Consider the following 19,568-nt stretch of genomic DNA (forward strand, 5'->3'; position numbering starts at 1 on the left):
CTCGCCGTTGGCGCGAAACACCCCGGCGCGCTGCTGGCCCAGGTTTTTGCTGAACAGCGCCAAATCGTGATCGTTGTCCGAATCGGCGGCCTGGGTGAATACCGCCCTATCGGGGCTGTCGGACGGCTTGAGCTTGAAGCCCAACACCTGATGATAAAACTCGGCGCTCTGCCGCACGTCGCTCACATACAGTACGGCGTGATTGAGACGTTTGATGCCCATCGATATTCCTTTTCGCAGTGAATGAAGTCAGCATGAACATAGCATGTGGGCGGAAAGCCGCTAAATGCCGTTATCGCATGACTAAATGCCGCGCGCGCAATCTGTCGCTGCCAGGCATTCCGCGCTATCATAAGCGCTGTATAGAACCCTTTTGTGAGAATAGCGATGAACGGCAAGATAACGACTTTTTTTGAAGACAAAGGCTTCGGCTTTATTACCGACGAGAACGGAGAAAATCGTTATTTTCACGTGATTAAAGTGCAAAACCCGGAGCTGATTAAGAAAAACGCGGCGGTGACCTTCGAGCCGACCAACAACACCAAAGGTCCGTCGGCTTATGCGGTCAAAGTGTTGGCACCCAGCAAATACATCATCATCGCCAATGAAAGAATCAAGATCACCAGCATCAAGTCTTTCAACACCTTCACCAAGGACGTACCGGTCAAAGCCGACGTGGATAAGGAGAACACCGTGCTGTCGGTCGGTTTGTTGATGAACCGCATTCGCCCGCAGTCGGAAGATCAAGCGCAGGCCATGCAAACGCTGCGCATGTTGACCATCACCACCTTCCAGAACACCACCCATACCTTCTCCGAGCACGAGATCGATATGGATGAGACCATCAAGGCGCTGAAAAGCCTGTAAACGCCGCTCACCCAGCGTCGAGCTTAACGGAACAGAATATGCTCGACGCTGTTGCCGTTCACCACGTTGAACGACTCCACCCGATTCCGCCCCTGCGATTTGGCGCGATACAGCGCGATATCCGCCATATTCATCAGCTGCTCCAGCGATTTCACCTCGTTCATCGCCAGGCTGGCGACGCCGACGCTAATGGTGATTTTCAAGGCCTGCTTGCCATCTGCCTGCAGCTCCGTCTGCTCCACCAGCCGACGAAGATGTTCCCCCAACGCCACGCCCTGCGCCGCCAGCGCGCGCGGCAGCATGATGGCGAACTCTTCCCCGCCCAAACGGCCGAACAGCTGATCGTGCCGCAGCTCGCGCCGCACGATGTGCGCGAACGACGCCAACACCTGATCGCCGGCGCTGTGGCCATGCGTATCGTTGATCTGTTTGAAATGGTCGATGTCGATCAGCAATAACGACACCGCCTCCTTTGAACGGTGCTTATGCTCCAGCAGCTCGCCCGCTTTGCGCGTCATCGCGCTGCGCGCCAGCACCCCGGTCAGGAAATCGTGGTTGGCGCTGTGCTCCAGACGCCGCATCAGCTTGCGATTGGCGGCGATAGAGCTGGCGAGGATCAGCGGCCCCATCACCAGCATGGCGATGCCCAAGCGGGCGGACATCAGGGTATCGAGGAAGGCGTTGTGATTGTTCGGCGTTTCATACAGCACCAGGTTGGCTGAAATGTTGCTGATCTCGGTCATGCCGGTCAACAACGTCAGCAGCGTCACGGGGAACAACTGGTAGCGCACGGCGCACCACAGCAGCGCCGGGATCGGAAAAGCGATGGCGCCCGGCCCGCCGATATAGACGCTGAACGCCAGCGACAGCAGCAGCGCCAATAGCGGCAGGCAGCCTTTCAGGCGCCAACGTACCTGCATGCGAAACAGCTGTTTCAACCGCGGCGCCGCCATCAGCACCGGTAACAGCAGCAACGTCGTCGAGAACTGCTCACTGAACCAGGCCAACCAGGCGACGACCACCGTATTGTTGTACAGGCTGTCGTTGCGCAGCACCGACAGCGTCGACGCCACTGCCGATCCGGCCAGACTGGCGCTGAACATATAGAGTATCGCCTGGGGTTTTCCCATGCGCCGTTGAGATTGCGGCAGCATCAGCATGATGCCGTAACCGACGGCGATCAGCGACATGTTGCAGGCGTTCAGCCACAGCGCCAGGGACCAGCCCTCGCCGGTACTGAGATCGGCGGCGACCATGCCCAGATAAGTGGTGAGCCAGCCGAGCGGCGTAGCGTAAACGGGTTTGCGCAGCAGCAGCCCGAGCAGAATCGCGTTGACCGGCCAAAATAAAGAAAGCGAGCCAATCGGCCGGCTAAGAATACCCACCAGGGAAAGTAAAAAGACCAGCATGAAAAGATTGATCAGCTGAACCGTAAGCGGCAGGCCATGCCTGGCGTTTATTCTGGCGCTCATCGCCTCGCCCGTATATTGCTAATAACCAGAATAATAATGTGCATACGCTCTCGCCCGGCCAGTGAGGGATAGTTAACCCGGATTTCAACCAAAAAAGCCAGACAAATCAACAATGAAAAACATTAACATTTAATTAACAGACTTTTCTTAACCTAATGCGGCATCGGTTGCAGCCACGGTAAACCGCCGGGAAATTATACCCATCCCAGCTGTCAGCATAGCGCAAAACCGCAATATACCCGTGAAGGCGCTAATAACATTAATAAGTTTGTGGTTATTGGTCGTTGAATGATATTGGAATAACTGCGCGGTTATTTTCCTGCAACTGAGCCGCCCGTGCAATAACAAGCCAAAAAAAGCCCGCGTGAAGCGGGCTTGCTTGAACAACAGCAAATCGACAGTTACGACACAGCCATGCATTGCCTGCCTGTGCCGTCGCGCAGTATAGCGGTGAAAGCTTAAGCCGACCTTAGCAACAAAAAACCCGGCCTAGGAACCGGGAATATTTGTACGAAATGCAGTGTTAGCCCAAGCAGGCTAATAACATTTCGCAGCTTACGCGCCAATTGTGCAGAGAAAATGAACGCGACGCGGATTTCGCCTCGCCCCAATCCCTTCTGAACGAGGTCAGGCCTTATGCCAGTTTGGCGGCAAAACCCGCCACGCGCTGGCCGTAGAGCTTGGCGGTCGCCAGATCGCCCGACAGCATCTCATCCACGCTGGCATCCGCCGGCGTTTGCACCAGCAGCCCCACCGAACCGCCCAGGTTGTTGACGTCGGTGCGCTGCGCCGATTTGGTGTTGGCCGGCAGCAGCCCCAGGCTGACCCACAGGCCGCCATGTTGCGAAGCCAGCGTCTGCAGCGCGATCAGCGTTACCTGCTTGTCGCCGTTCAGGCTGGCGCTGTTGGTAAAGCCACCGAACACTTTGTCCTGCCACTTGCGGCCGAACCAGGCCTTGGAGCTGGCGTCGGCGAATTTTTTGAACTGCCAGGACGGGCCGCCCATATAGGTCGGCGAACCAAAGATGATGGCGTCCGCCTCATCCAGCGCCTGCCAGGCCTCATCGCTGATATCGCCTTCCTGATCGATGGCGATCAGTTCCGCCCCGGCCCCTTCCGCCACCACTTTCGCCAAACGCTCGGTATGGCCGTAGCCGGAATGAAACACCACTACTGTCTTCGCCATAGAAATTCTCCACTCATTGCTCAGAGGCGCCGGCGGCGCCCCTCTCGCGTTCAATCTAATCAAGCGCGCCACGGCTGAATACTGAATAAAACTGACGGTGTTATTCAAAAAAATCGCGCTACGCGCCTTGTTCCGTCCATTGACGGGCAAAATCGATAAAAGCACGCAGCGGGCGCGGCGTTTGGCGGTTCGCCGGATAGTACAGATAAAAACCGGGAAACGGCGGCGTCCAGGCATCGAGCAACGGCAATAGCCTGCCGTCGGCCAAGCCGGTGGCGATCTGCTGCTCGAACAGATAGGCGATGCCGGCGCCATCCAACGCCGCCCGCACCAACACTTCCGGTTCATCGACGATCACCGGCCCTTCCACGGCGATGTCCCGCTTCACACCGTCACGTTCAAACTCCCAGCGATACAGATTGCCGTTGGTCGGCCAGCGGTAGTTCAAGCAGCGATGCTGCCGCAGATCGTCCGGGGTCAGCGGTCGGCCGTAGCGAGCCAAATACGCCGGCGAGGCGACCACGCGCATCCGCACCTCCCCGCCCAGCTTGACCGCCACCATATCTTTCGCCAGCTTCTCATGCAGCCGCACACCGGCATCGAAGCCGCCGGCGACAATATCCACCAGCCTCTCTTCAATGCTGAGATCGAGAACGATATCCGGATATTGCCGATGAAACGGCGCGATCAATGGCGCCAAATAATGCAGCGCCGCCACGCGCGTAACGTTTAATCGCAACCGACCTGACGGATTTTGTCGCCGCGCGATCGCCTGCGCCACCGCCGTGTCGATCTCCTCCATGGCCGGTAACAAACGCGCCAGCATCTGCGCGCCGGCTTCGGTGGGCGCCACGCTGCGCGTCGTGCGATTCAATAAACGCACGCCCAGCCGCGTCTCCAGGTTGCGCAGCGTTTGGCTGAGCGCCGAAGCGGACATGCCCAAATGCGCGGCGGCGCGCGCGAAACCGCCGTGTTCGACGATGGCGGCAAAGGCGCGCAACTCGGCAAAATCACTGCCTCTCATTATGCTCATCCTCCTTAATAATCCATGAAGATTATAGTGCATTCTTTAAACAGCCTGCGGGCGCTATCGTAAACGCCATCTACACGGGAGAATGCCTATGAACACATCACTGTCGCTGGATCACTATCGCCTGCTGGGCCGCTCCGGCCTGCGCGTTTCACCGCTGGCGCTCGGCACCATGACCTTCGGCGCCGACTGGGGTTGGGGAGCCGAGCTGGCTGAAGCCCGCCGGCTGTTCGACGTCTACGTCGAACGCGGCGGCAATTTTATCGATACCGCCAACCGCTATACCGAAGGCAGCGCCGAACGTTTCGTCGGGGAATTCGCCGCCGGACGCCGCGATCGGCTGGTGATCGCCACCAAGTACACCCTGCCGATGCCGCCGGACGACCCCAATTCCGGCGGCAATCATCGCAAAAGCATGCTGCGATCGGTTGAAGCCAGCCTGCAACGGCTCAATACCGATTACATCGACCTGCTCTATTTGCACGCCTGGGATTTCACCACGCCGGTGGAAGAGATCATGCGCGCCATGGACGACCTGGTGCGCGCCGGGAAAGTGCTGTATGTGGCGGTATCGGACCTCCCCGCCTGGCAGGCGTCGAGAATGCAAATGCTGGCAGAGTTGCGCGGCTGGTCGTCGCTGATCGCGCTGCAAATCGAATACAGCCTGCTGGAACGCACCGTCGAGCGCGAGCTGATGCCGATGGCGCAAGAATTGGGGCTGGGCGTGATCCCATGGTCGCCGCTGGCCGGCGGCGTACTCAGCGGCAAATATCGGCGGCAGGATCTGCAGCCGTCGCCCGATGAAGCGGGCACTCGGCGTGAAACCGTGCGCGCCAAGGGGATGCTGAACGCGCGCAATCTCGATATCGCCGACGCCGTCAACCAGATAGCTCATGGAACGGGATATACCCCAGCGCAAATCGCGCTGGCCTGGACGCTGCGCCACCCGACGGTCACCGCGCCGATCGTCGGCGCCCGCACTCTGGCGCAACTGGAAGATAACCTCGGTGCATTGAACGTGACGTTGGCGCAAGAACATTGGCGGCGGTTGGACGATCTCAGCGCCATCGAGCTCGGATTCCCGCACGATTTTCTCGCCCTGCCGACCACCCGCAGCATCATGAGCGGCGGCCTGCATCTCGCCCGGCGCAGGTAAAAAAAATCCCGCGCAAGGCGGGATAAACTTAACAGGGATGGGGTAATACACTACAGGGAATGGATAACACACAACATCATCGGGTAGAGCTACAGTACCAATCCCAATGTATAGAACTGTCATCCCCGCGTAAGTTTGCTCGGCCAGATGTAACGCCGAATGGGAAATATGACATTTCGCTCAATGCACCACGAACAGGCGCGATTCGAAACCGCCGCTCTTGAAGGTGCCGGTATTGACCCACCCCGGCGGCGAACGGCCGAAGTCCTGATTGAAATCCCCGCCGCTGACCAGCCAGACTCGGCGGTGGGTTTTCGATAAAACGCTGAGCTTATCGACGTAGGTCTGCGCCGCCCGATCGTGGAAAAAGGTGCCGAAGCCATAGGCGTTGGGCTTGCCCGAAATGCCGTTGGGCCTGGCGGGGGTATACAGCAAGGCGCGATAGCCCTGTTTGTTGTAATACACATAGCTCAGGTAGTTGAACATGTTGCTGACCACCACCGCATCGTTAGGCTGATAGTGGCTGTTGATATAGTGCACCATCACCTTGAACTCATCTTTCTCGACCGGATAATCATTGCGCACGCCGCAGCCGAACAGCAGGCTGAAGAACAGCAGCAAAGAGATCCCGCGCACCCGGTTTTTCGTTCCGGCGATCAGCACGCCCAACACCAGCGGAATGCCAAGCGCGGCGGAATAGAGATAGCGATCGACAAACAGCGGCGAGCGCCAGGAAATGGCGAATACCAACATTACCGGGATCAGCATGCCGCCGAGCAGCAGCAGAGCGTATTTTCTCGGCATCTGGCGCCGCCACAGCAGCAGTGAACATAAAGCGACAAACATCGCCGGCAACAGCCAGAGAATGATCGTGGGATAGTTGCTGCCATCATGGCCCGTGAGAAAACGCCAGAACATCGCCGGCAGATCGCTCCAGGAAACCTGAGGGATCCAACCGACGTCGCCGCCGACCCGCAGCTCGGCGATATGCGCCAGCAGATTGAACAGCACCAGCAGCCAGGGAATGTAGGCCACCCCGATCGCCGCATTGGCCAGCCACCACGCCGGTTGCTTGATATAACACTCGCCTTCGCGGCGGCACGACAGCGCCAACACCACCAGCCAATGCGCGATGAGGGTAAAAATCGTGAAGTAATGGGTATAAAAGCTCAGCGTCATCAACAGCGCATACAGCGCCAGATAGCGGCGGTTATCCGGCGTTTTCAGCCACTTCGCCAACGCCATGGCGGCGGCGATCGCCAGCAGCCCCATCAGCGCATACATGCGCGCCTCCTGGCTGTAACGCACCGCCATCGGCATGATCGCCATCAGCCAGCCCGCTATCAGCGCCGCCCGCTCGTTGGCCAGCCAACGCGTAAAGCGCATCGCCAGCGCCACTGTCGCCACGCCGAGCACCAGGCTCAGCGAACGGGCCGCCATGATGCTGTCGCCAAACAGCACCATCCAGCCATGCAGCAACAGGTAATACAGCGGCGGGTGAACATCGAAGGAAGCGTGGTACAGCAAAGCGCCCACGTCATAGCGGCTGGTCAGCACGCTGGAGGCCTCATCGCACCAAAAATACCTGTCCGTTAAGGAAATAAACCGCACGACCGCCGCAAACGCCACGATCGCCAACGCGTAATGTTTATAGCCGATGCCCTTTAAGCCGTTGTTGCTCAACGAGACATTCGAAACCTGTTGCAGTGACATAACCGCATTCCGCCCAAGAGAACCACACAATGTGGAGACGCTGCGTCATCATTGCCGACGGCGGGTAAATGGCGGGTAAATCAGTGCAAAAAAGTCGGCGCGATCACCACCGCGCCGACCGGCCCTCAGCGAATTTCAACGCTGATATCCGGGTAGGCCTTCTCGCCGTCGCTGAGGTAATGCCCCAGCGCCCGATATGCCATGACGTACAGCACGGCGGCGGCACACAGACACAGCAAGGTCACGAGAAAGAATCTGGATTTGCGCACGATAGGCTCCATGGGGAAATTTTCGCCTATTGTAGCGCGGCAAAATAAACGAAAGTTCAATTGCCGGCGAAGCGTCTAAAGGTCATTTTTTCAGCATGTAGATAAACGAATCGACGGTTTCACCGCCGGCGGTGGTGACGCTAACCGCCACCCGTTCATAACCGTCACCTTCGAAGGCGTCGAGGGCAGGCCAATGATTGACGAGGTTGGCGGAGCGGAACAGAAAACCGTTCACCCGATTGCCGCTGTTATCCAGCACGATGCCCGGGTAGCCCATCTCGGCACCCCAGCCTTGGTTAAGCAACGATCCGCCAACGCTGCCTTCTTCCCAGCTGCCGCCGATAGCTTCCATCACGTGCGCGTTGGGTCTGCCCGGCCCTAGGGTGCCGTAAACGAATAAGCTTTGCATTTTTCTCTCTGCCACTGACTGAAAGTTAGCGAACGAACATAACATGTCGCTCAGCGGCGAGCCAACGGGAGTATGGGTTACACGATCGAATTTTCGCGGGAAAGAATATGGGGAAAAAATCAGGGAGAATTAATGGCACGCCCTATAGGATTCGAACCTATGACCTACGGCTTAGAAGGCCGTTGCTCTATCCAACTGAGCTAAGGGCGCATTGAGATGCGGCAACCTGCGGCTGCGGGTTGGGATTATACGGTCAGAGGTTAGCGAGTCAATGCCTTTTCATGACGTTACGGCGGCGGCCGTGCTTTATGGCGTTTTTTCCGCCAGCACCCGCACGGCGGCCCTGGCAACGCTGCGTTGAACCAGGCCGACCGCGGTGTCGCCCGGCGAACGTTCAGAACGCTGCCGCGCGGTGTCTCGCTGCAGGCAAACGCGCGCGGACTGAACGACCGCCGTGATATCGCTCCAGTCGGCATGCTCAACCGCCTGCGTGTTGCAGGTCGCCGCCAGTCTCGCCGCCAGCGCGGCGTCGGGGCGAGCGCTGTTCAAAGAGGCCTGGCTCCACGGCGCCCAGACAAGCAGCAAGACACAGACCATCAACGTATTGCCGTTCATGCGCACAGCTTCCGCCACAGCGCGCTCAGGCGCGCCCGCCACGACGGCGCCAGCGGGTGTTGGCCAAGCTGATGCAGCGCAATCAGCTGCGCGCTCTCCGCCAGATGCAGCGAAGAATCGAACACCGTTTCCCCCACATGTTTAAGTTCCGCCGGTTGCTGGTCAGGCTGGTGATGCAACGGATAAAGCCGGGTTATCGCTCTCATGATCCTGCCCTCTTTCGCCCTGTGAACGGCCTCAGCGTATCCAAATGCAGGTAAAAATGGCGTAGAGGTTCCTGAAGCCGGCATAAAAAAAGCGTAAATCGGCCTCGGCAACGGCGGCGAGGGTGATTCTGCGCCTGACAGCGCGCTCAGCTTCTGCCAGAATAGCGGCATCCCCCGCTTTTCTTAATTGATGGATTTCCACACTGATGTCAGCAAAGATTATTGATGGTAAAACGATTGCGCAGCAGGTTAGAAACGAAGTGGCTGAGCAAGTGAAACAACGTCTGGCGGCCGGCAAACGCGCCCCAGGGCTGGCGGTTGTGCTGGTCGGCGAGAACCCGGCTTCGCAAATTTACGTCGCCAGCAAGCGCCGCGCCTGCGATGAAGTCGGCTTCCTTTCCCGCTCCTACGATCTGCCCGCTGCCACCAGTGAGGCCGAACTGCTGGCGCTGATCGACCAGCTGAACGCCGATGAGGAAATCGACGGCATTCTGGTGCAGCTGCCGCTGCCGGCCGGCATTGATAACGTCAAGGTGCTGGAACGCATTCATCCGGACAAAGACGTCGACGGCTTCCATCCGTACAACGTCGGCCGCCTGTGCCAGCGCGCGCCTAAGCTGCGCCCGTGCACCCCGCGCGGCATCGTTACCCTGCTGGAGCGTTATAACATCGATACCTACGGCCTGAATGCCGTGGTGGTCGGCGCGTCCAACATCGTCGGCCGCCCGATGAGCATGGAACTGCTGCTGGCCGGCTGCACCACTACCGTCACCCACCGCTTCACCAAAAATCTGCGTCATCACGTCGAGAACGCCGATCTGCTGGTGGTGGCGGTCGGCAAGCCGGGCTTCATTCCGGGCGACTGGATTAAACCGGGCGCCATCGTGGTGGACGTCGGCATCAACCGCCTGGAAAGCGGTAAAGTGGTGGGCGATGTCGACTTCGACGCCGCCAGCGAGCGCGCCGCCTACATCACCCCGGTGCCGGGTGGCGTTGGCCCGATGACCGTTGCTACACTGATCCAAAATACCTTGCAGGCCTGCGAGGAATATCACGACGTTCAACCTAAATAAGTAAGGCAGTATGGAAATTTTCAATCTGGACAATCATCCCCACGTCGAACTGTGCGATCTGCTGAAGTTCCAGGGCTGGTGTGAAAGCGGCGGCGCCGCCAAAGAAGTCATCGCCGAAGGGCGGGTGAAAGTCGACGGCAAGGTCGAAACCCGCAAACGCTGCAAGATCGTCGCCGATCAGGTGGTGGAGTTCGACGGCGGCAAGGTCGTGGTCAAGCCATAACCCTCGGTTGTCGCAATAGAAAAAGGCGCTGAATTCAGCGCCTTTTTTGTTTTTCCTGCGGCCGGATTACTTGCGACGCCAGGTGGTGCCCTGCGGGCCGTCTTCCAGCACAATGTTCATCTCGTTCAAGCGATCGCGAGCGGCATCCGCCAGCGCCCAGTCCTTGGCGGCACGCGCTTCGTTACGCTGCTTGATCAGCGCTTCGATCTCCGCCACTTCGCCGTCGTCAACCTGAGCGCCCCCTTGCAGGAACTGCTCTGGCTCCTGCTGCAGCAGGCCGAGTACGTTCGCCAGCTTGCGCAATTCCGCCGCCATGCCGTTGGCCGCCGCCATGTCTTCCCCTTTCAGGCGGTTCACTTCGCGCGCCAGATCGAACAGCGCCGAGTAGGCTTCCGGGGTGTTGAAGTCGTCGTCCATCGCTTCGCGGAAGCGGGCTTCCAACGCTTCGCCGCCGGCCGGCGCGGCATTGGCGTCGGTGCCGCGCAGCGCGGTATAGAGACGCTCCAGCGCAGTACGCGCCTGCTTGAGGTTCTCTTCGCTGTAGTTCAGCTGGCTGCGATAGTGGCCGGACATCAGGAAGTAACGCACCGTCTCCGCATCGTAATGCCCGAGCACGTCGCGGATGGTGAAGAAGTTATCCAGCGATTTGGACATCTTCTCTTTGTCGATCATCACCATGCCGGAGTGCATCCAGTAATTGACGTACGGGCCATCGTGGGCGCAGCTCGACTGCGCGATCTCGTTCTCGTGGTGCGGGAACATCAGATCGGAGCCGCCGCCGTGGATGTCAAAGTGGGTGCCCAGCTGTTTGCAGTTCATGGCGGAGCATTCGATATGCCAGCCCGGGCGGCCCGGCCCCCACGGCGACTGCCAGCTCGGCTCGCCCGGCTTGGACATCTTCCACAGCACGAAGTCCATCGGGTTGCGCTTCACGTCGTCGATCTCCACACGCGCGCCGGCCTGCAGTTGATCCAGATCCTGGCGCGACAGCAGCCCGTATTGCGGATCGCTGTCGATGGAGAACATCACGTCGCCGTTGCTGGCCACGTAGGCGTGATCGCGATCGATCAGGCGCTGGGTGATCTCGATGATCTCGGCGATATGCTGGGTCGCGCGCGGTTCACTGTCCGGGCGGTCGATCAGCAGCGCGTCAAAGTCGGCGTGCATTTCCGCCAGCATGCGTTCGGTCAGCTGGTCGCAGGTCTCATGATTTTCCGCCGCGCGGCGAATGATTTTGTCGTCCACGTCGGTGACGTTGCGCACGTAGTTCAGCGAATAGCCGAGATAGCGCAGGTAACGCGCCACCACGTCGAAAGCGACAAAGGTACGACCGTGGCCGATGTGACACAGGTCATAGATGGTTACCCCGCACACGTACATGCCCACTTTCCCGGCATGAATGGGTTTGAATTCCTCTTTTTGACGACTCAGGGTATTAAAAATCTTTAGCATCGGGAGATTCCGTGGTGTGCGTGATAACAAAAAAGATAACCGGGCCTCAGGTTTTCCGCCCGGTAGCGTATTGAAACCTGAAGCCTGATCTATTGCAAGGTTAAGGCCATGCTTTGCTGGCTTCACGCGAATAAAATGCGCAAAATTCGGCAGTTGGCATAATTGTTATAATATAACACAAGTGCAATTACCACAGACAGTGCGCGGTTGAGCCGCTGCTGACTCGCTGGGGCGGATATGTTATAAGGGCGGTCTGAATGTTCACTCGCTTTACGTGACGTCTCACTTCACCTTGTTAGGATTAAAACTATGGTTACTTTCCACACCAATCACGGCGATATCGTTATCAAGACCTTTGCTGACAAAGCGCCGGTTACCGTTGAAAACTTCCTGAACTACTGCCGCGCCGGTTTCTACGACAACACCATCTTCCACCGTGTGATCAACGGCTTCATGATCCAGGGCGGCGGCTTTGAACCAGGCATGAACCAGAAAGCGACCAACGCGACCATCAAGAACGAAGCCAACAACGGTCTGAAAAACACCATCGGCACCCTGGCAATGGCGCGCACCAACGATCCGCACTCCGCCACCGCACAGTTCTTCATCAACGTGGCCGACAACGACTTCCTGAACTTCCGCGGCGAAAACGTGCAGGGCTGGGGCTACTGCGTGTTTGCTGAAGTGGTTGAAGGCATGGACGTGGTCAACAAGATCAAAGGCGTGAAAACCGGCCGCAGCGGCATGCACCAGGACGTACCGGTAGAAGACGTTGTGATCAACAGCGTGACCGTCAGCGAGTAATCGCGGCTGCATGAGTACGCTGTTCATCGCAGATCTGCACTTGTGCGCACAGGAACCGGCAATCACTGCCGGTTTTCTGCGTTTTTTACGGCGCGAAGCGATTCACGCCGACGCGCTGTACATCCTCGGCGACCTGTTTGAAGCCTGGATCGGCGACGACGATCCCGAGCCGCTGCACGAGGAGATCGCCGCGGCGCTGAAGGCGCTGCAACAGGCCGGCGTGCCCTGCTATTTCATCCACGGCAACCGTGATTTTCTGCTCGGCAAACGCTTTGCCCGCGCCAGCGGCATGCAGTTGCTGCCGGAAGAAAAAGTGCTGGAGCTGTACGGCCGCAGGATCCTGATCCTGCACGGCGACACGCTGTGCACCGACGATCAGGCCTATCAGCAATTCCGCCGCAAGGTGCACAACCCGCTGATTCAAAAACTGTTCCTGGCGCTGCCGCTGCGCTGGCGACTGAAGATCGCCGCTAAAATGCGCGCCCGCAGCCAACAATCCAACCAGTACAAGTCGGAAGCCATCATGGACGTCAACCCGCAGGCGGTCGAGCAAACGATGCTGCGCCACGACGTGCACTGGATGATCCACGGCCATACCCATCGCCCGGCGGTGCACCGGCTGGCGTTGAGCAACGGCGAAGCCCATCGTGCGGTGCTGGGCGCCTGGCACGTCGAAGGATCGATGATCAAAGTCAGCGCCGACGCCGTCGAGCTGATTCAATTCCCATTCTGAGTTCCAGACTGGCGCGCGAGTGAAAATTCGCGCTTTCGCCGGTGAAAACCGGCGACGCAACCGTTTTCCTCGCCGTGCGCTCATGGTATGCTCTACGCCCTCATTCGGCCCTCAGCCGACGCCAGACAAACCACAGGAGCCTTACACCCATGGGAGCCAACGCCGCTTCAGCCGCCAATATCGGGGCTAAAATCGCAATTGTAATGGGATCGAAAAGTGACTGGGCCACCATGCAGTTCGCCGCAGAAGTCCTGACCCAGCTCGATGTCCCCTTCCATGTCGAAGTCGTTTCCGCTCACCGCACGCCGGACAAGCTGTTCAGCTTCGCCGAGCAGGCTGCCGCCAACGGCTTTGACGTGATCATCGCCGGCGCCGGCGGTGCGGCGCACCTGCCGGGCATGCTGGCGGCGAAAACCCTGGTGCCGGTGCTGGGCGTGCCGGTGCAAAGCGCCGCGCTGAGCGGCGTGGACAGCCTCTACTCCATCGTGCAAATGCCGCGCGGCATCCCGGTCGGCACGTTGGCGATCGGCAAAGCCGGCGCCGCCAACGCCGGGCTGCTGGCGATGCAGATCCTGGCGCTGCACGACGCCGCGCTGGCGCAGCGTTTGGCGAACTGGCGTCAGGCGCAGACCGACGACGTCTTGAACCACCCCGATCCGCGGGAGGACGCATGAAGCCGGTTTGCGTACTGGGCAACGGCCAGCTGGGGCGCATGCTGCGCCAAGCCGGCGAACCGCTGGGCATCGCCGTTTACCCCGTCGGCATCGATGCCGAGCCCGAGGCGGTGCCGTATCAGAACAGCGTCATTACCGCCGAGATCGAACGCTGGCCGGAAACCGCGCTGACGCGCGAACTGGCGACCCACAGCGCCTTCGTCAACCGCGACATCTTCCCGCGTCTGGCGGATCGCCTGACGCAAAAACAGCTGCTCGACCAGCTCGGCCTGGCGACCGCGCCGTGGCAGCTGCTGGCGAGCGCCGCCGAATGGCCGCAGGTGTTCGCTTCGCTGGGCGAGCTGGCGATCGTCAAACGTCGGGTCGGCGGCTATGACGGCCGTGGCCAATGGCGCTTGCGTCCGGGCCAGGAAGCCGAACTGCCGGCCGACGCCTATGGCGAGTGCATCGTCGAGCAAGGCATCAATTTCTCCGGCGAAGTGTCGCTGGTGGGCGCGCGCGGCCACGACGGCCGTTCGGTCTTCTACCCGCTGACCCACAACCTGCATGAAGACGGCATCCTGCGCACCAGCGTGGCGCTGCCGCAGCCCAACCCGGCGCTGCAGCAACAGGCCGAGCGGATGCTGGCGGCGATCCTGAACGAGCTGAACTACGTCGGCGTGATGGCGATGGAGTGCTTTATCGTCGGCGATCGGCTGCTGATCAACGAACTGGCACCGCGCGTGCACAACAGCGGCCACTGGACGCAAAACGGCGCGTCCATCAGCCAGTTCGAGCTGCACCTGCGCGCCATCCTTGGCCTGCCGCTGCCGCAGCCGGTAGTGAGCACGCCGTCGGTGATGGTCAACCTGATCGGCACCGCCGTCAACGAACAGTGGCTGTCACTGCCGCTGGTGCATCTGCACTGGTATGAGAAAGAGGTGCGCCCTGGCCGCAAGGTCGGCCACCTCAATCTGAACGACCCGAGCGCCGCCGATCTGCGCCAGGCGCTGCAGGCGCTGGCGCCGCTGCTGCCGGGCGAATACCAAAGCGGGCTGGCCTGGGCACAGCAGAAGCTGGCCTAAGGCACCGCCACCGAAAGTAAAAGGGGTTAGCCTTAGGCTAACCCCTTTTTTCATCCCGCTAAGTCAACATTACCCCTCATAACTGCGGAACAGTGCCCGGCCGCGCAGCAGGCGCACGCCCAGCCAGCCGCCGCACAGCGACAGCAGCAGCGCACTGGCCAGCGGCAGCGCCCACCACAGCACCGGCGTCGGCGTCCACGGGAAGTCGAACACCCGGCTCTGCAACAGCCACAGCGCCGCCTCGGCGCCCACCGCCGCCGCGATGCCCGCCACCAGCCCCAGCAGGGCGAACTCGCACCACAGCGTGCGGCGCAGCAGCCGTTTGCCGGCCCCCAGCGTACGGTACACCACCAGCTCCTGGCGGCGTTGACGCATGCCGACCTGCACCTGCGCCAGCAGCAATAGGCCGCCACACAGCACCACCAGCACCACCATCACCTCCAGCGCGCGGCTGACCTGCTGCAGCACGCCGCCAACCTGTTTCAGGATCGCGCCGATGTCCAGCAGACTGAGCGTCGGGAACTGACGGTTGAGTTGGGTCAGCATCTGGCCGTCGCCGTCGTAGCGGAAGCTGGTGAGCCAGGTCTGCGGCTGGCCGTCCAGCGCGCCCGGCGGGAAGATAAAGTAAAAGTTCGGCTTCAGGCTCTCCCAATCCACCTGGCGCAGGCTGGTGACCTTGGCGCTGAACGCCTGGGTATCGCCGCTGAAGGTCAGCGTGTCGCCCAGCTTGATCTTCAGCCGCCCGGCGATGCCTTCATCCATCGAAACCTCGCCGGTTTTCGGCGGCCAGCTGCCCGCCACCAGCGGATTGTGATCCGGCAGCGCTGCCAGCCAGGTCAGGTTCAGTTCGCGGTTCACCGCCTCGCCGCCCGGATCGTCTTCATGCACCCGTTCTGTCGCCACCTGCTGGTTTATCTCGGTCAGACGCACCCGAACGATCGGGTAATAGGTTTCCGGCTTGATCTGGTGCTGCTGCAGGAAGGTTTTCACCTGCGGCACCTGCGCCTCGGTCATATTGAGCAGGAAAAAGTTCGGGCTGTCCGGCGGCAGCTGTTGCTGCCAGCGTTCGAGCAGATCGCCGCGCAGCACCAGCAACAGCGCCAACAGCATGAACGACAGCGAGAACGCCGCCAGCTGGCTGATGGTCACCCACGGCTGATGCAGCAGGCGATTGACCGCCAGCCGCAGCGCCAGGCTCTTGAGCGTGATGCGGCGCAGCAGCAGCAGGCTGCCCCAACCGATGCCGCCCAACAGCAACGCCAGCACCGCCATACCGGCCAAAATAGCCCACAGCAGCGTACTGGCCCCCATCAGCACCACCAACAGCGCCACCACGATCGCCGCCGTCACCGGCAGGAAGTAGCGCAGTGGCCAGACGTTGGCCGTCACGTCGCGGCGCAGCACCCGCAGCGGCTGGGTCGCCAGCAGCTGGCGATACGGCCGCAGCCCGACCAGCAGCGAAATCAGCACCAGCGCGCCGAGCGCCCACAGCCACGGCCAGGCGCCGGCGGCGGGCAACGCGGCCGGCAACACCGGCTTCAGCAGGCGGATCAGCAGCGCTTCGAACGCCAGCCCGATCGCCCCGCCACATACCGCCGCCAGCGCCATCACTGCCAGCCACTGGCCGACGATCAGCTTACGCAGCGCGCCGCGCCCGGCGCCGAGGGTTTTCAGCACCGCGATCAGATCGTAACGGCTGCGGCAATAGTGGCTCATCGCCACCGCCACGGCGGCGATCGACAACAGCAGCGTCAACAGGGCCGACAGCAGCAGGAACTGTTGAGATCGCTGCAACGACTTGCCGAGCGCGCTGCCGGACTCCTGCAGCCCGAACCAGCGCTGGTCCGGCGTCAACTGCGGCGTCAGCCGCGCTTCGTAACGCTGAATATCCGGCTCCGCGCCGGCGAACATATAACGGTAGGTCAGGCGACTGCCCGGCTGCACCGCGCCGGTCTTATCGACGTCCGCCAGGTTGATCATGATGCGCGGCGCGGTCTGGAACGGATTGAAACCGGCGTCCGGCTCCTGAATGATTTCACCGGCGATGCGCAGCGTGGTGTCACCCACCTCGAGCGAATCCCCGACTTTCACGTTCAGCAGCGCCAGCAAGCGCGGCGCCACCAGCACGCTGCCCGGTTCAGGCTTGATGTTGGCCGGGCGCGTTTCCAGCTTGCCGTACAGCGGATAGACCAGATCGGTGGCTTTCACGTCCGCCAGCTGCGGCCGATCGCCGGCATAGGTCATGGTGGTGAACGACAGCTGGCGGCTCACCTTCAGCCCCTGCTGCTGCGCGTCCAGCAACCAGCCTTCCGGCACCGGATGCGCGCTGCGCAGCACCCGATCGCCGGCGATAAAGTCGCGGCTCTGCTGGCTGAGTCCTTTGTCCATGCGATCGCTGATGCTGCCCAGCGCCAGCACGCAGGCCACGGAGAGCGTCAACGCCAGCCAAACGATCAGCAGCGACGGCGAGCGCCATTCGCGCCAGAACCAGCGCCAGATCATGCTTCCTCCCACAGCTTGCCTTCGCGCAGCCGCAGCCGCCGCTGGCAGCGCGCCGCCAGGGTTTCGTCGTGGGTCACCAGGATCAGGGTGGTGTCGAAATCGCGGTTGAGAGAGAACAGCAAATCGGCGATGCGATCGCCGGTTTGACGATCGAGGTTACCGGTCGGCTCATCGGCGAACAGCACCCGCGGCCGGCCGCTGAAGGCGCGCGCCAGCGCCACACGCTGCTGCTCGCCACCGGACAGCTGCGCCGGCAGGTGATCGAGCCGCTTGCCCAGCCCCAACTGCTCGAGCAGCTGCACCGCCTGCTCGCGGCTCTGCCTGTCGCTCTCGCCGCGCAGCAGCGCCGGCAGCTGCACGTTCTCCAGCGCGTTCAGCGTCGGCACCAGCATGAACGACTGAAACACGAAGCCGACATTTCTGGCGCGCAACGCGGCACGCCCCTCTTCGTCCAGCGCGGTCAGCGACTCGCCCAGCAAACGCACTTCGCCTTCGCTGCCGTCATCCAGCCCGGCCAATATGCCCAGTAAGGTCGACTTGCCCGAGCCGGATTCCCCGATCAGGGCGATCGTCTGCGCGGGTTTGACAAGCAGCTCGACTCCGGTAAGGATGGTGAGCTGATGCTCACCCTGACCAACGTGTTTACTAAGATGATGAACTTCAAGAACGTTTTCCGCTGGCATCTTCCCTTCCTTTTGCTGTTGGGATTATTCAGTTTACGCGCTGCCGCCGCCGATACCTTGTTGATTTTGGGCGACAGTTTAAGCGCCGGCTACCGCCTGCCGATCGAGCGGGCCTGGCCGACGCTGTTGGCCGAACAGTGGCAAAAAAAGCCGGGCGCGCCACAGCTGGTCAACGCCAGCATCAGCGGTGACACCGCCGCGCAGGGGCTGGCACGCCTGCCCGCGCTGCTGAAACAACATCGGCCGCGCTGGGTGCTGATCGAGCTGGGCGCCAACGACGGCCTGCGCGGGTTCCCGGCGCAGGACGTACAGCGCGATCTCGGCCAAATCATCACGCGGGTGCAGCAGGCCGGCGCACAGCCGCTGCTGATGCAGATCCGCATCCCGCCGAACTACGGCCGCCGCTATACTGAGGCGTTCAGCGCCGTCTATCCGGCGTTGGCCAAACAGTTCAACATTCCGCTGCTGCCGTTCTATATGGAACAGGTGGTGGTGAAGCCGGAATGGATGCAGGATGACGGATTGCACCCCAATGGGGACGCCCAGCCGTTTATCGCCACCTGGATGGCGGAGCGTCTGGAACCGCTAGTAAAACATGAGTCTAACTAAATTAGGGTCGTACACTAGGTAAAGTTATGCAAAAAGCGGTATTGATAACCGGCTGTTCCAGCGGGATTGGGTTGATTGCGGCGCAGGATCTGCGCAACCGCGGCTATCGGGTGCTGGCCGCCTGCCGCAAGCCGCAGGACGTGGAAAACATGCGCCAGCTCGGGCTGGAAGGCATCGAGCTGGATCTGGACGACAGCGCCAGCGTCGAGCGCGCCGCCGCCGAAGTGATCGCGCTGACCGGCGGCCGCCTGTACGGCCTGTTCAACAATGGCGGGTTCGGCGTTTACGGCCCGCTCAGCCGCATTTCGCGCAGCCAGCTGGAGCGGCAGTTCTCCACCAACCTGTTCGGCACCCACCAACTGACCCAGCTGCTGTTGCCGGCGATGTTGCCGCACGGTGAAGGGCGCATCATTCAGACCAGTTCGGTGATGGGCCTGGTCTCCAGCGCCGGACGCGGCGCCTATGCCGCCAGCAAGTTCGCGCTGGAAGCCTGGTCGGACGCGCTGCGCATGGAGCTGCACGGCAGCGGCATTCAGGTCAGCCTGATCGAGCCGGGGCCGATCTCCACCCACTTTAGCCAGAACGTCAACCAGGCGCAGAGCGACAAGCCGGTGCACAATCCCGGCATCGCCAAACGCCTGACGCTGACGCCGGAGGCCATTCTGCCCAAATTGCGCCACGCGCTGGAAAGCCCGCGCGCCAAATTGCGCTACCCGGTGACCCTGCTGGCGCACGCGATGAGCATGCTGCGCCGCATTTTGCCGGGCCGCTGCCTGGATTGGCTGCTGCGCAGCAACGCTTAATTCGCCCGTCGGGGTTGAAGAATGG

At 61.0% G+C, this 19,568-nt stretch carries 22 protein-coding genes and 1 tRNA gene; 10 read left to right on the top strand and 13 right to left on the bottom strand.

Annotated elements, in window-relative coordinates; all coding sequences use genetic code 11:
• Positions 1-222, bottom strand: a 222-nt coding sequence (locus GKN89_RS23240; RefSeq protein ID WP_195934030.1) for a VOC family protein, incomplete at its 3' end; no start/stop codon positions are given.
• A 165-nt stretch (positions 223-387) separates the two neighbouring features.
• Between GKN89_RS23240 and GKN89_RS23245 the strand changes: the two genes are divergently transcribed.
• Positions 388-867, top strand: a complete 480-nt coding sequence (locus GKN89_RS23245) for a cold-shock protein (RefSeq protein WP_019454102.1) — start codon at positions 388-390, stop codon at positions 865-867.
• Between the two features lie 23 nt (positions 868-890).
• Here the strand turns inward: GKN89_RS23245 and GKN89_RS23250 are convergent, their stop codons facing one another.
• The 3 genes from GKN89_RS23250 to GKN89_RS23260 all read right to left on the bottom strand — a co-directional run bounded on the left by GKN89_RS23250 (position 891) and on the right by GKN89_RS23260 (position 4,549).
• Positions 891-2,339: a GGDEF domain-containing protein gene (locus GKN89_RS23250; RefSeq protein WP_154747858.1), complete on the bottom strand. Its 1,449-nt coding sequence runs from the start codon at positions 2,337-2,339 to the stop codon at positions 891-893.
• A gap of 634 nt (positions 2,340-2,973) precedes the next feature.
• Positions 2,974-3,525 (bottom strand): flavodoxin family protein, encoded by a 552-nt coding sequence (locus GKN89_RS23255; protein WP_019454105.1) that lies wholly within the window; start codon positions 3,523-3,525, stop codon positions 2,974-2,976.
• Positions 3,526-3,643: 118 nt separating this feature from the next.
• Positions 3,644-4,549: a LysR family transcriptional regulator gene (locus GKN89_RS23260; RefSeq protein ID WP_154747859.1), complete on the bottom strand. Its 906-nt coding sequence runs from the start codon at positions 4,547-4,549 to the stop codon at positions 3,644-3,646.
• Between the two features lie 97 nt (positions 4,550-4,646).
• Between GKN89_RS23260 and GKN89_RS23265 the strand changes: the two genes are divergently transcribed.
• Entirely contained in the window at positions 4,647-5,711 is a 1,065-nt protein-coding gene (locus tag GKN89_RS23265; protein WP_154747860.1) for an aldo/keto reductase, read from the top strand.
• Between the two features lie 180 nt (positions 5,712-5,891).
• On the opposite strand, the gene GKN89_RS23270 is transcribed toward GKN89_RS23265, so the two are convergent.
• The 6 genes from GKN89_RS23270 to GKN89_RS23290 all read right to left on the bottom strand — a co-directional run bounded on the left by GKN89_RS23270 (position 5,892) and on the right by GKN89_RS23290 (position 8,923).
• Positions 5,892-7,424 carry a glycosyltransferase family 39 protein gene (locus tag GKN89_RS23270; protein ID WP_063918877.1) on the bottom strand — a complete coding sequence of 511 codons (1,533 nt, stop codon included), beginning with the start codon at positions 7,422-7,424 and terminating at the stop codon, positions 5,892-5,894.
• A 125-nt stretch (positions 7,425-7,549) separates the two neighbouring features.
• Positions 7,550-7,693, bottom strand: coding sequence for a hypothetical protein (locus GKN89_RS24335; RefSeq protein WP_015376917.1), 144 nt, complete (start codon positions 7,691-7,693; stop codon positions 7,550-7,552).
• Positions 7,694-7,775: 82 nt separating this feature from the next.
• On the bottom strand, positions 7,776-8,102 hold the full coding sequence (locus tag GKN89_RS23275) for a gamma-glutamylcyclotransferase family protein (RefSeq protein ID WP_025160048.1): 327 nt from the start codon (positions 8,100-8,102) through the stop codon (positions 7,776-7,778).
• A 133-nt stretch (positions 8,103-8,235) separates the two neighbouring features.
• Positions 8,236-8,312 (bottom strand) — tRNA-Arg (locus GKN89_RS23280).
• Between the two features lie 96 nt (positions 8,313-8,408).
• Entirely contained in the window at positions 8,409-8,735 is a 327-nt protein-coding gene (locus tag GKN89_RS23285) for a hypothetical protein (RefSeq protein ID WP_154747861.1), read from the bottom strand.
• Entirely contained in the window at positions 8,714-8,923 is a 210-nt protein-coding gene (locus GKN89_RS23290; protein ID WP_195934031.1) for a hypothetical protein, read from the bottom strand. The genes GKN89_RS23285 and GKN89_RS23290 overlap by 22 nt, the downstream gene beginning before the upstream one ends.
• Positions 8,924-9,129: 206 nt before the next feature.
• Here GKN89_RS23290 and folD point away from each other — a divergent pair, with 206 nt between their 5' ends.
• Together folD and ybcJ are read left to right on the top strand one after the other, a co-directional pair.
• Positions 9,130-9,996 carry a bifunctional methylenetetrahydrofolate dehydrogenase/methenyltetrahydrofolate cyclohydrolase FolD gene (folD, locus tag GKN89_RS23295; RefSeq protein WP_004940177.1) on the top strand — a complete coding sequence of 289 codons (867 nt, stop codon included), beginning with the start codon at positions 9,130-9,132 and terminating at the stop codon, positions 9,994-9,996.
• Positions 9,997-10,006: 10 nt separating this feature from the next.
• Positions 10,007-10,219 carry a ribosome-associated protein YbcJ gene (gene ybcJ, locus GKN89_RS23300; protein WP_019454114.1) on the top strand — a complete coding sequence of 71 codons (213 nt, stop codon included), beginning with the start codon at positions 10,007-10,009 and terminating at the stop codon, positions 10,217-10,219.
• A gap of 66 nt (positions 10,220-10,285) precedes the next feature.
• Here the strand turns inward: ybcJ and cysS are convergent, their stop codons facing one another.
• A complete protein-coding gene (cysS, locus tag GKN89_RS23305) occupies positions 10,286-11,671 on the bottom strand; it encodes a cysteine--tRNA ligase (protein ID WP_019454115.1) in 1,386 nt (461 codons plus the stop codon).
• 309 nt (positions 11,672-11,980) lie between these two features.
• Between cysS and ppiB the strand changes: the two genes are divergently transcribed.
• From ppiB to purK, 4 genes are all read left to right on the top strand, one after another.
• Positions 11,981-12,475, top strand: a complete 495-nt coding sequence (gene ppiB, locus GKN89_RS23310; RefSeq protein ID WP_004940183.1) for a peptidylprolyl isomerase B — start codon at positions 11,981-11,983, stop codon at positions 12,473-12,475.
• A 10-nt stretch (positions 12,476-12,485) separates the two neighbouring features.
• Positions 12,486-13,208: a UDP-2,3-diacylglucosamine diphosphatase gene (locus GKN89_RS23315; RefSeq protein WP_154747862.1), complete on the top strand. Its 723-nt coding sequence runs from the start codon at positions 12,486-12,488 to the stop codon at positions 13,206-13,208.
• A gap of 149 nt (positions 13,209-13,357) precedes the next feature.
• Positions 13,358-13,882, top strand: a complete 525-nt coding sequence (purE, locus tag GKN89_RS23320; RefSeq protein WP_019454117.1) for a 5-(carboxyamino)imidazole ribonucleotide mutase — start codon at positions 13,358-13,360, stop codon at positions 13,880-13,882.
• The gene (purK, locus tag GKN89_RS23325) at positions 13,879-14,946 is read left to right on the top strand and encodes a 5-(carboxyamino)imidazole ribonucleotide synthase (RefSeq protein WP_019454118.1); all 1,068 of its coding nucleotides are present in this window, start codon (positions 13,879-13,881) and stop codon (positions 14,944-14,946) included. Before purE ends, purK begins: the two co-directional genes overlap by 4 nt.
• A 69-nt stretch (positions 14,947-15,015) precedes the next feature.
• Here purK and ybbP read toward each other — a convergent pair whose 3' ends face one another.
• Together ybbP and ybbA are read right to left on the bottom strand one after the other, a co-directional pair.
• Entirely contained in the window at positions 15,016-17,448 is a 2,433-nt protein-coding gene (gene ybbP / locus GKN89_RS23330; protein WP_154747863.1) for a putative ABC transporter permease subunit YbbP, read from the bottom strand.
• Complete coding sequence (gene ybbA, locus GKN89_RS23335; RefSeq protein ID WP_004940192.1) at positions 17,445-18,131, bottom strand: putative ABC transporter ATP-binding protein YbbA; 687 nt, start codon at positions 18,129-18,131, stop codon at positions 17,445-17,447. The genes ybbP and ybbA overlap by 4 nt, the downstream gene beginning before the upstream one ends.
• Between ybbA and tesA the strand changes: the two genes are divergently transcribed.
• Both tesA and GKN89_RS23345 read left to right on the top strand, forming a co-directional pair.
• Positions 18,102-18,740 carry a multifunctional acyl-CoA thioesterase I/protease I/lysophospholipase L1 gene (tesA, locus tag GKN89_RS23340; protein ID WP_177342846.1) on the top strand — a complete coding sequence of 213 codons (639 nt, stop codon included), beginning with the start codon at positions 18,102-18,104 and terminating at the stop codon, positions 18,738-18,740. The two genes, ybbA and tesA, sit on opposite strands and share 30 nt — an antisense overlap.
• Before the next feature lie 26 nt (positions 18,741-18,766).
• Complete coding sequence (locus GKN89_RS23345) at positions 18,767-19,543, top strand: SDR family oxidoreductase (RefSeq protein WP_154747865.1); 777 nt, start codon at positions 18,767-18,769, stop codon at positions 19,541-19,543.
• The last annotated feature ends 25 nt before the right edge of the window (positions 19,544-19,568 follow it).

This window comes from Serratia sp. YC16, from assembly GCF_009707615.1.
GTDB classification, from domain to species: Bacteria; Pseudomonadota; Gammaproteobacteria; order Enterobacterales; family Enterobacteriaceae; genus Serratia; species Serratia surfactantfaciens.

Excerpts from the sequence above, each read along its gene's own strand:
- GKN89_RS23245 (WP_019454102.1), top strand. The coding sequence starts at position 388 with ATGAACGGCAAGATAACGACTTTTTTTGAAGACAAAGGCTTCGGCTTT.
- GKN89_RS23250 (WP_154747858.1), bottom strand. The coding sequence starts at position 2,339 with ATGAGCGCCAGAATAAACGCCAGGCATGGCCTGCCGCTTACGGTTCAG.
- GKN89_RS23255 (WP_019454105.1), bottom strand. The coding sequence starts at position 3,525 with ATGGCGAAGACAGTAGTGGTGTTTCATTCCGGCTACGGCCATACCGAG.
- GKN89_RS23260 (WP_154747859.1), bottom strand. The coding sequence starts at position 4,549 with ATGAGAGGCAGTGATTTTGCCGAGTTGCGCGCCTTTGCCGCCATCGTC.
- GKN89_RS23265 (WP_154747860.1), top strand. The coding sequence starts at position 4,647 with ATGAACACATCACTGTCGCTGGATCACTATCGCCTGCTGGGCCGCTCC.
- GKN89_RS23270 (WP_063918877.1), bottom strand. The coding sequence starts at position 7,424 with ATGTCACTGCAACAGGTTTCGAATGTCTCGTTGAGCAACAACGGCTTA.
- GKN89_RS23275 (WP_025160048.1), bottom strand. The coding sequence starts at position 8,102 with ATGCAAAGCTTATTCGTTTACGGCACCCTAGGGCCGGGCAGACCCAAC.
- GKN89_RS23290 (WP_195934031.1), bottom strand. The coding sequence starts at position 8,923 with ATGAGAGCGATAACCCGGCTTTATCCGTTGCATCACCAGCCTGACCAG.
- folD (WP_004940177.1), top strand. The coding sequence starts at position 9,130 with ATGTCAGCAAAGATTATTGATGGTAAAACGATTGCGCAGCAGGTTAGA.
- ybcJ (WP_019454114.1), top strand. The coding sequence starts at position 10,007 with ATGGAAATTTTCAATCTGGACAATCATCCCCACGTCGAACTGTGCGAT.
- cysS (WP_019454115.1), bottom strand. The coding sequence starts at position 11,671 with ATGCTAAAGATTTTTAATACCCTGAGTCGTCAAAAAGAGGAATTCAAA.
- ppiB (WP_004940183.1), top strand. The coding sequence starts at position 11,981 with ATGGTTACTTTCCACACCAATCACGGCGATATCGTTATCAAGACCTTT.
- GKN89_RS23315 (WP_154747862.1), top strand. The coding sequence starts at position 12,486 with ATGAGTACGCTGTTCATCGCAGATCTGCACTTGTGCGCACAGGAACCG.
- purE (WP_019454117.1), top strand. The coding sequence starts at position 13,358 with ATGGGAGCCAACGCCGCTTCAGCCGCCAATATCGGGGCTAAAATCGCA.
- purK (WP_019454118.1), top strand. The coding sequence starts at position 13,879 with ATGAAGCCGGTTTGCGTACTGGGCAACGGCCAGCTGGGGCGCATGCTG.
- ybbP (WP_154747863.1), bottom strand. The coding sequence starts at position 17,448 with ATGATCTGGCGCTGGTTCTGGCGCGAATGGCGCTCGCCGTCGCTGCTG.
- tesA (WP_177342846.1), top strand. The coding sequence starts at position 18,102 with ATGAACTTCAAGAACGTTTTCCGCTGGCATCTTCCCTTCCTTTTGCTG.
- ybbA (WP_004940192.1), bottom strand. The coding sequence starts at position 18,131 with ATGCCAGCGGAAAACGTTCTTGAAGTTCATCATCTTAGTAAACACGTT.
- GKN89_RS23345 (WP_154747865.1), top strand. The coding sequence starts at position 18,767 with ATGCAAAAAGCGGTATTGATAACCGGCTGTTCCAGCGGGATTGGGTTG.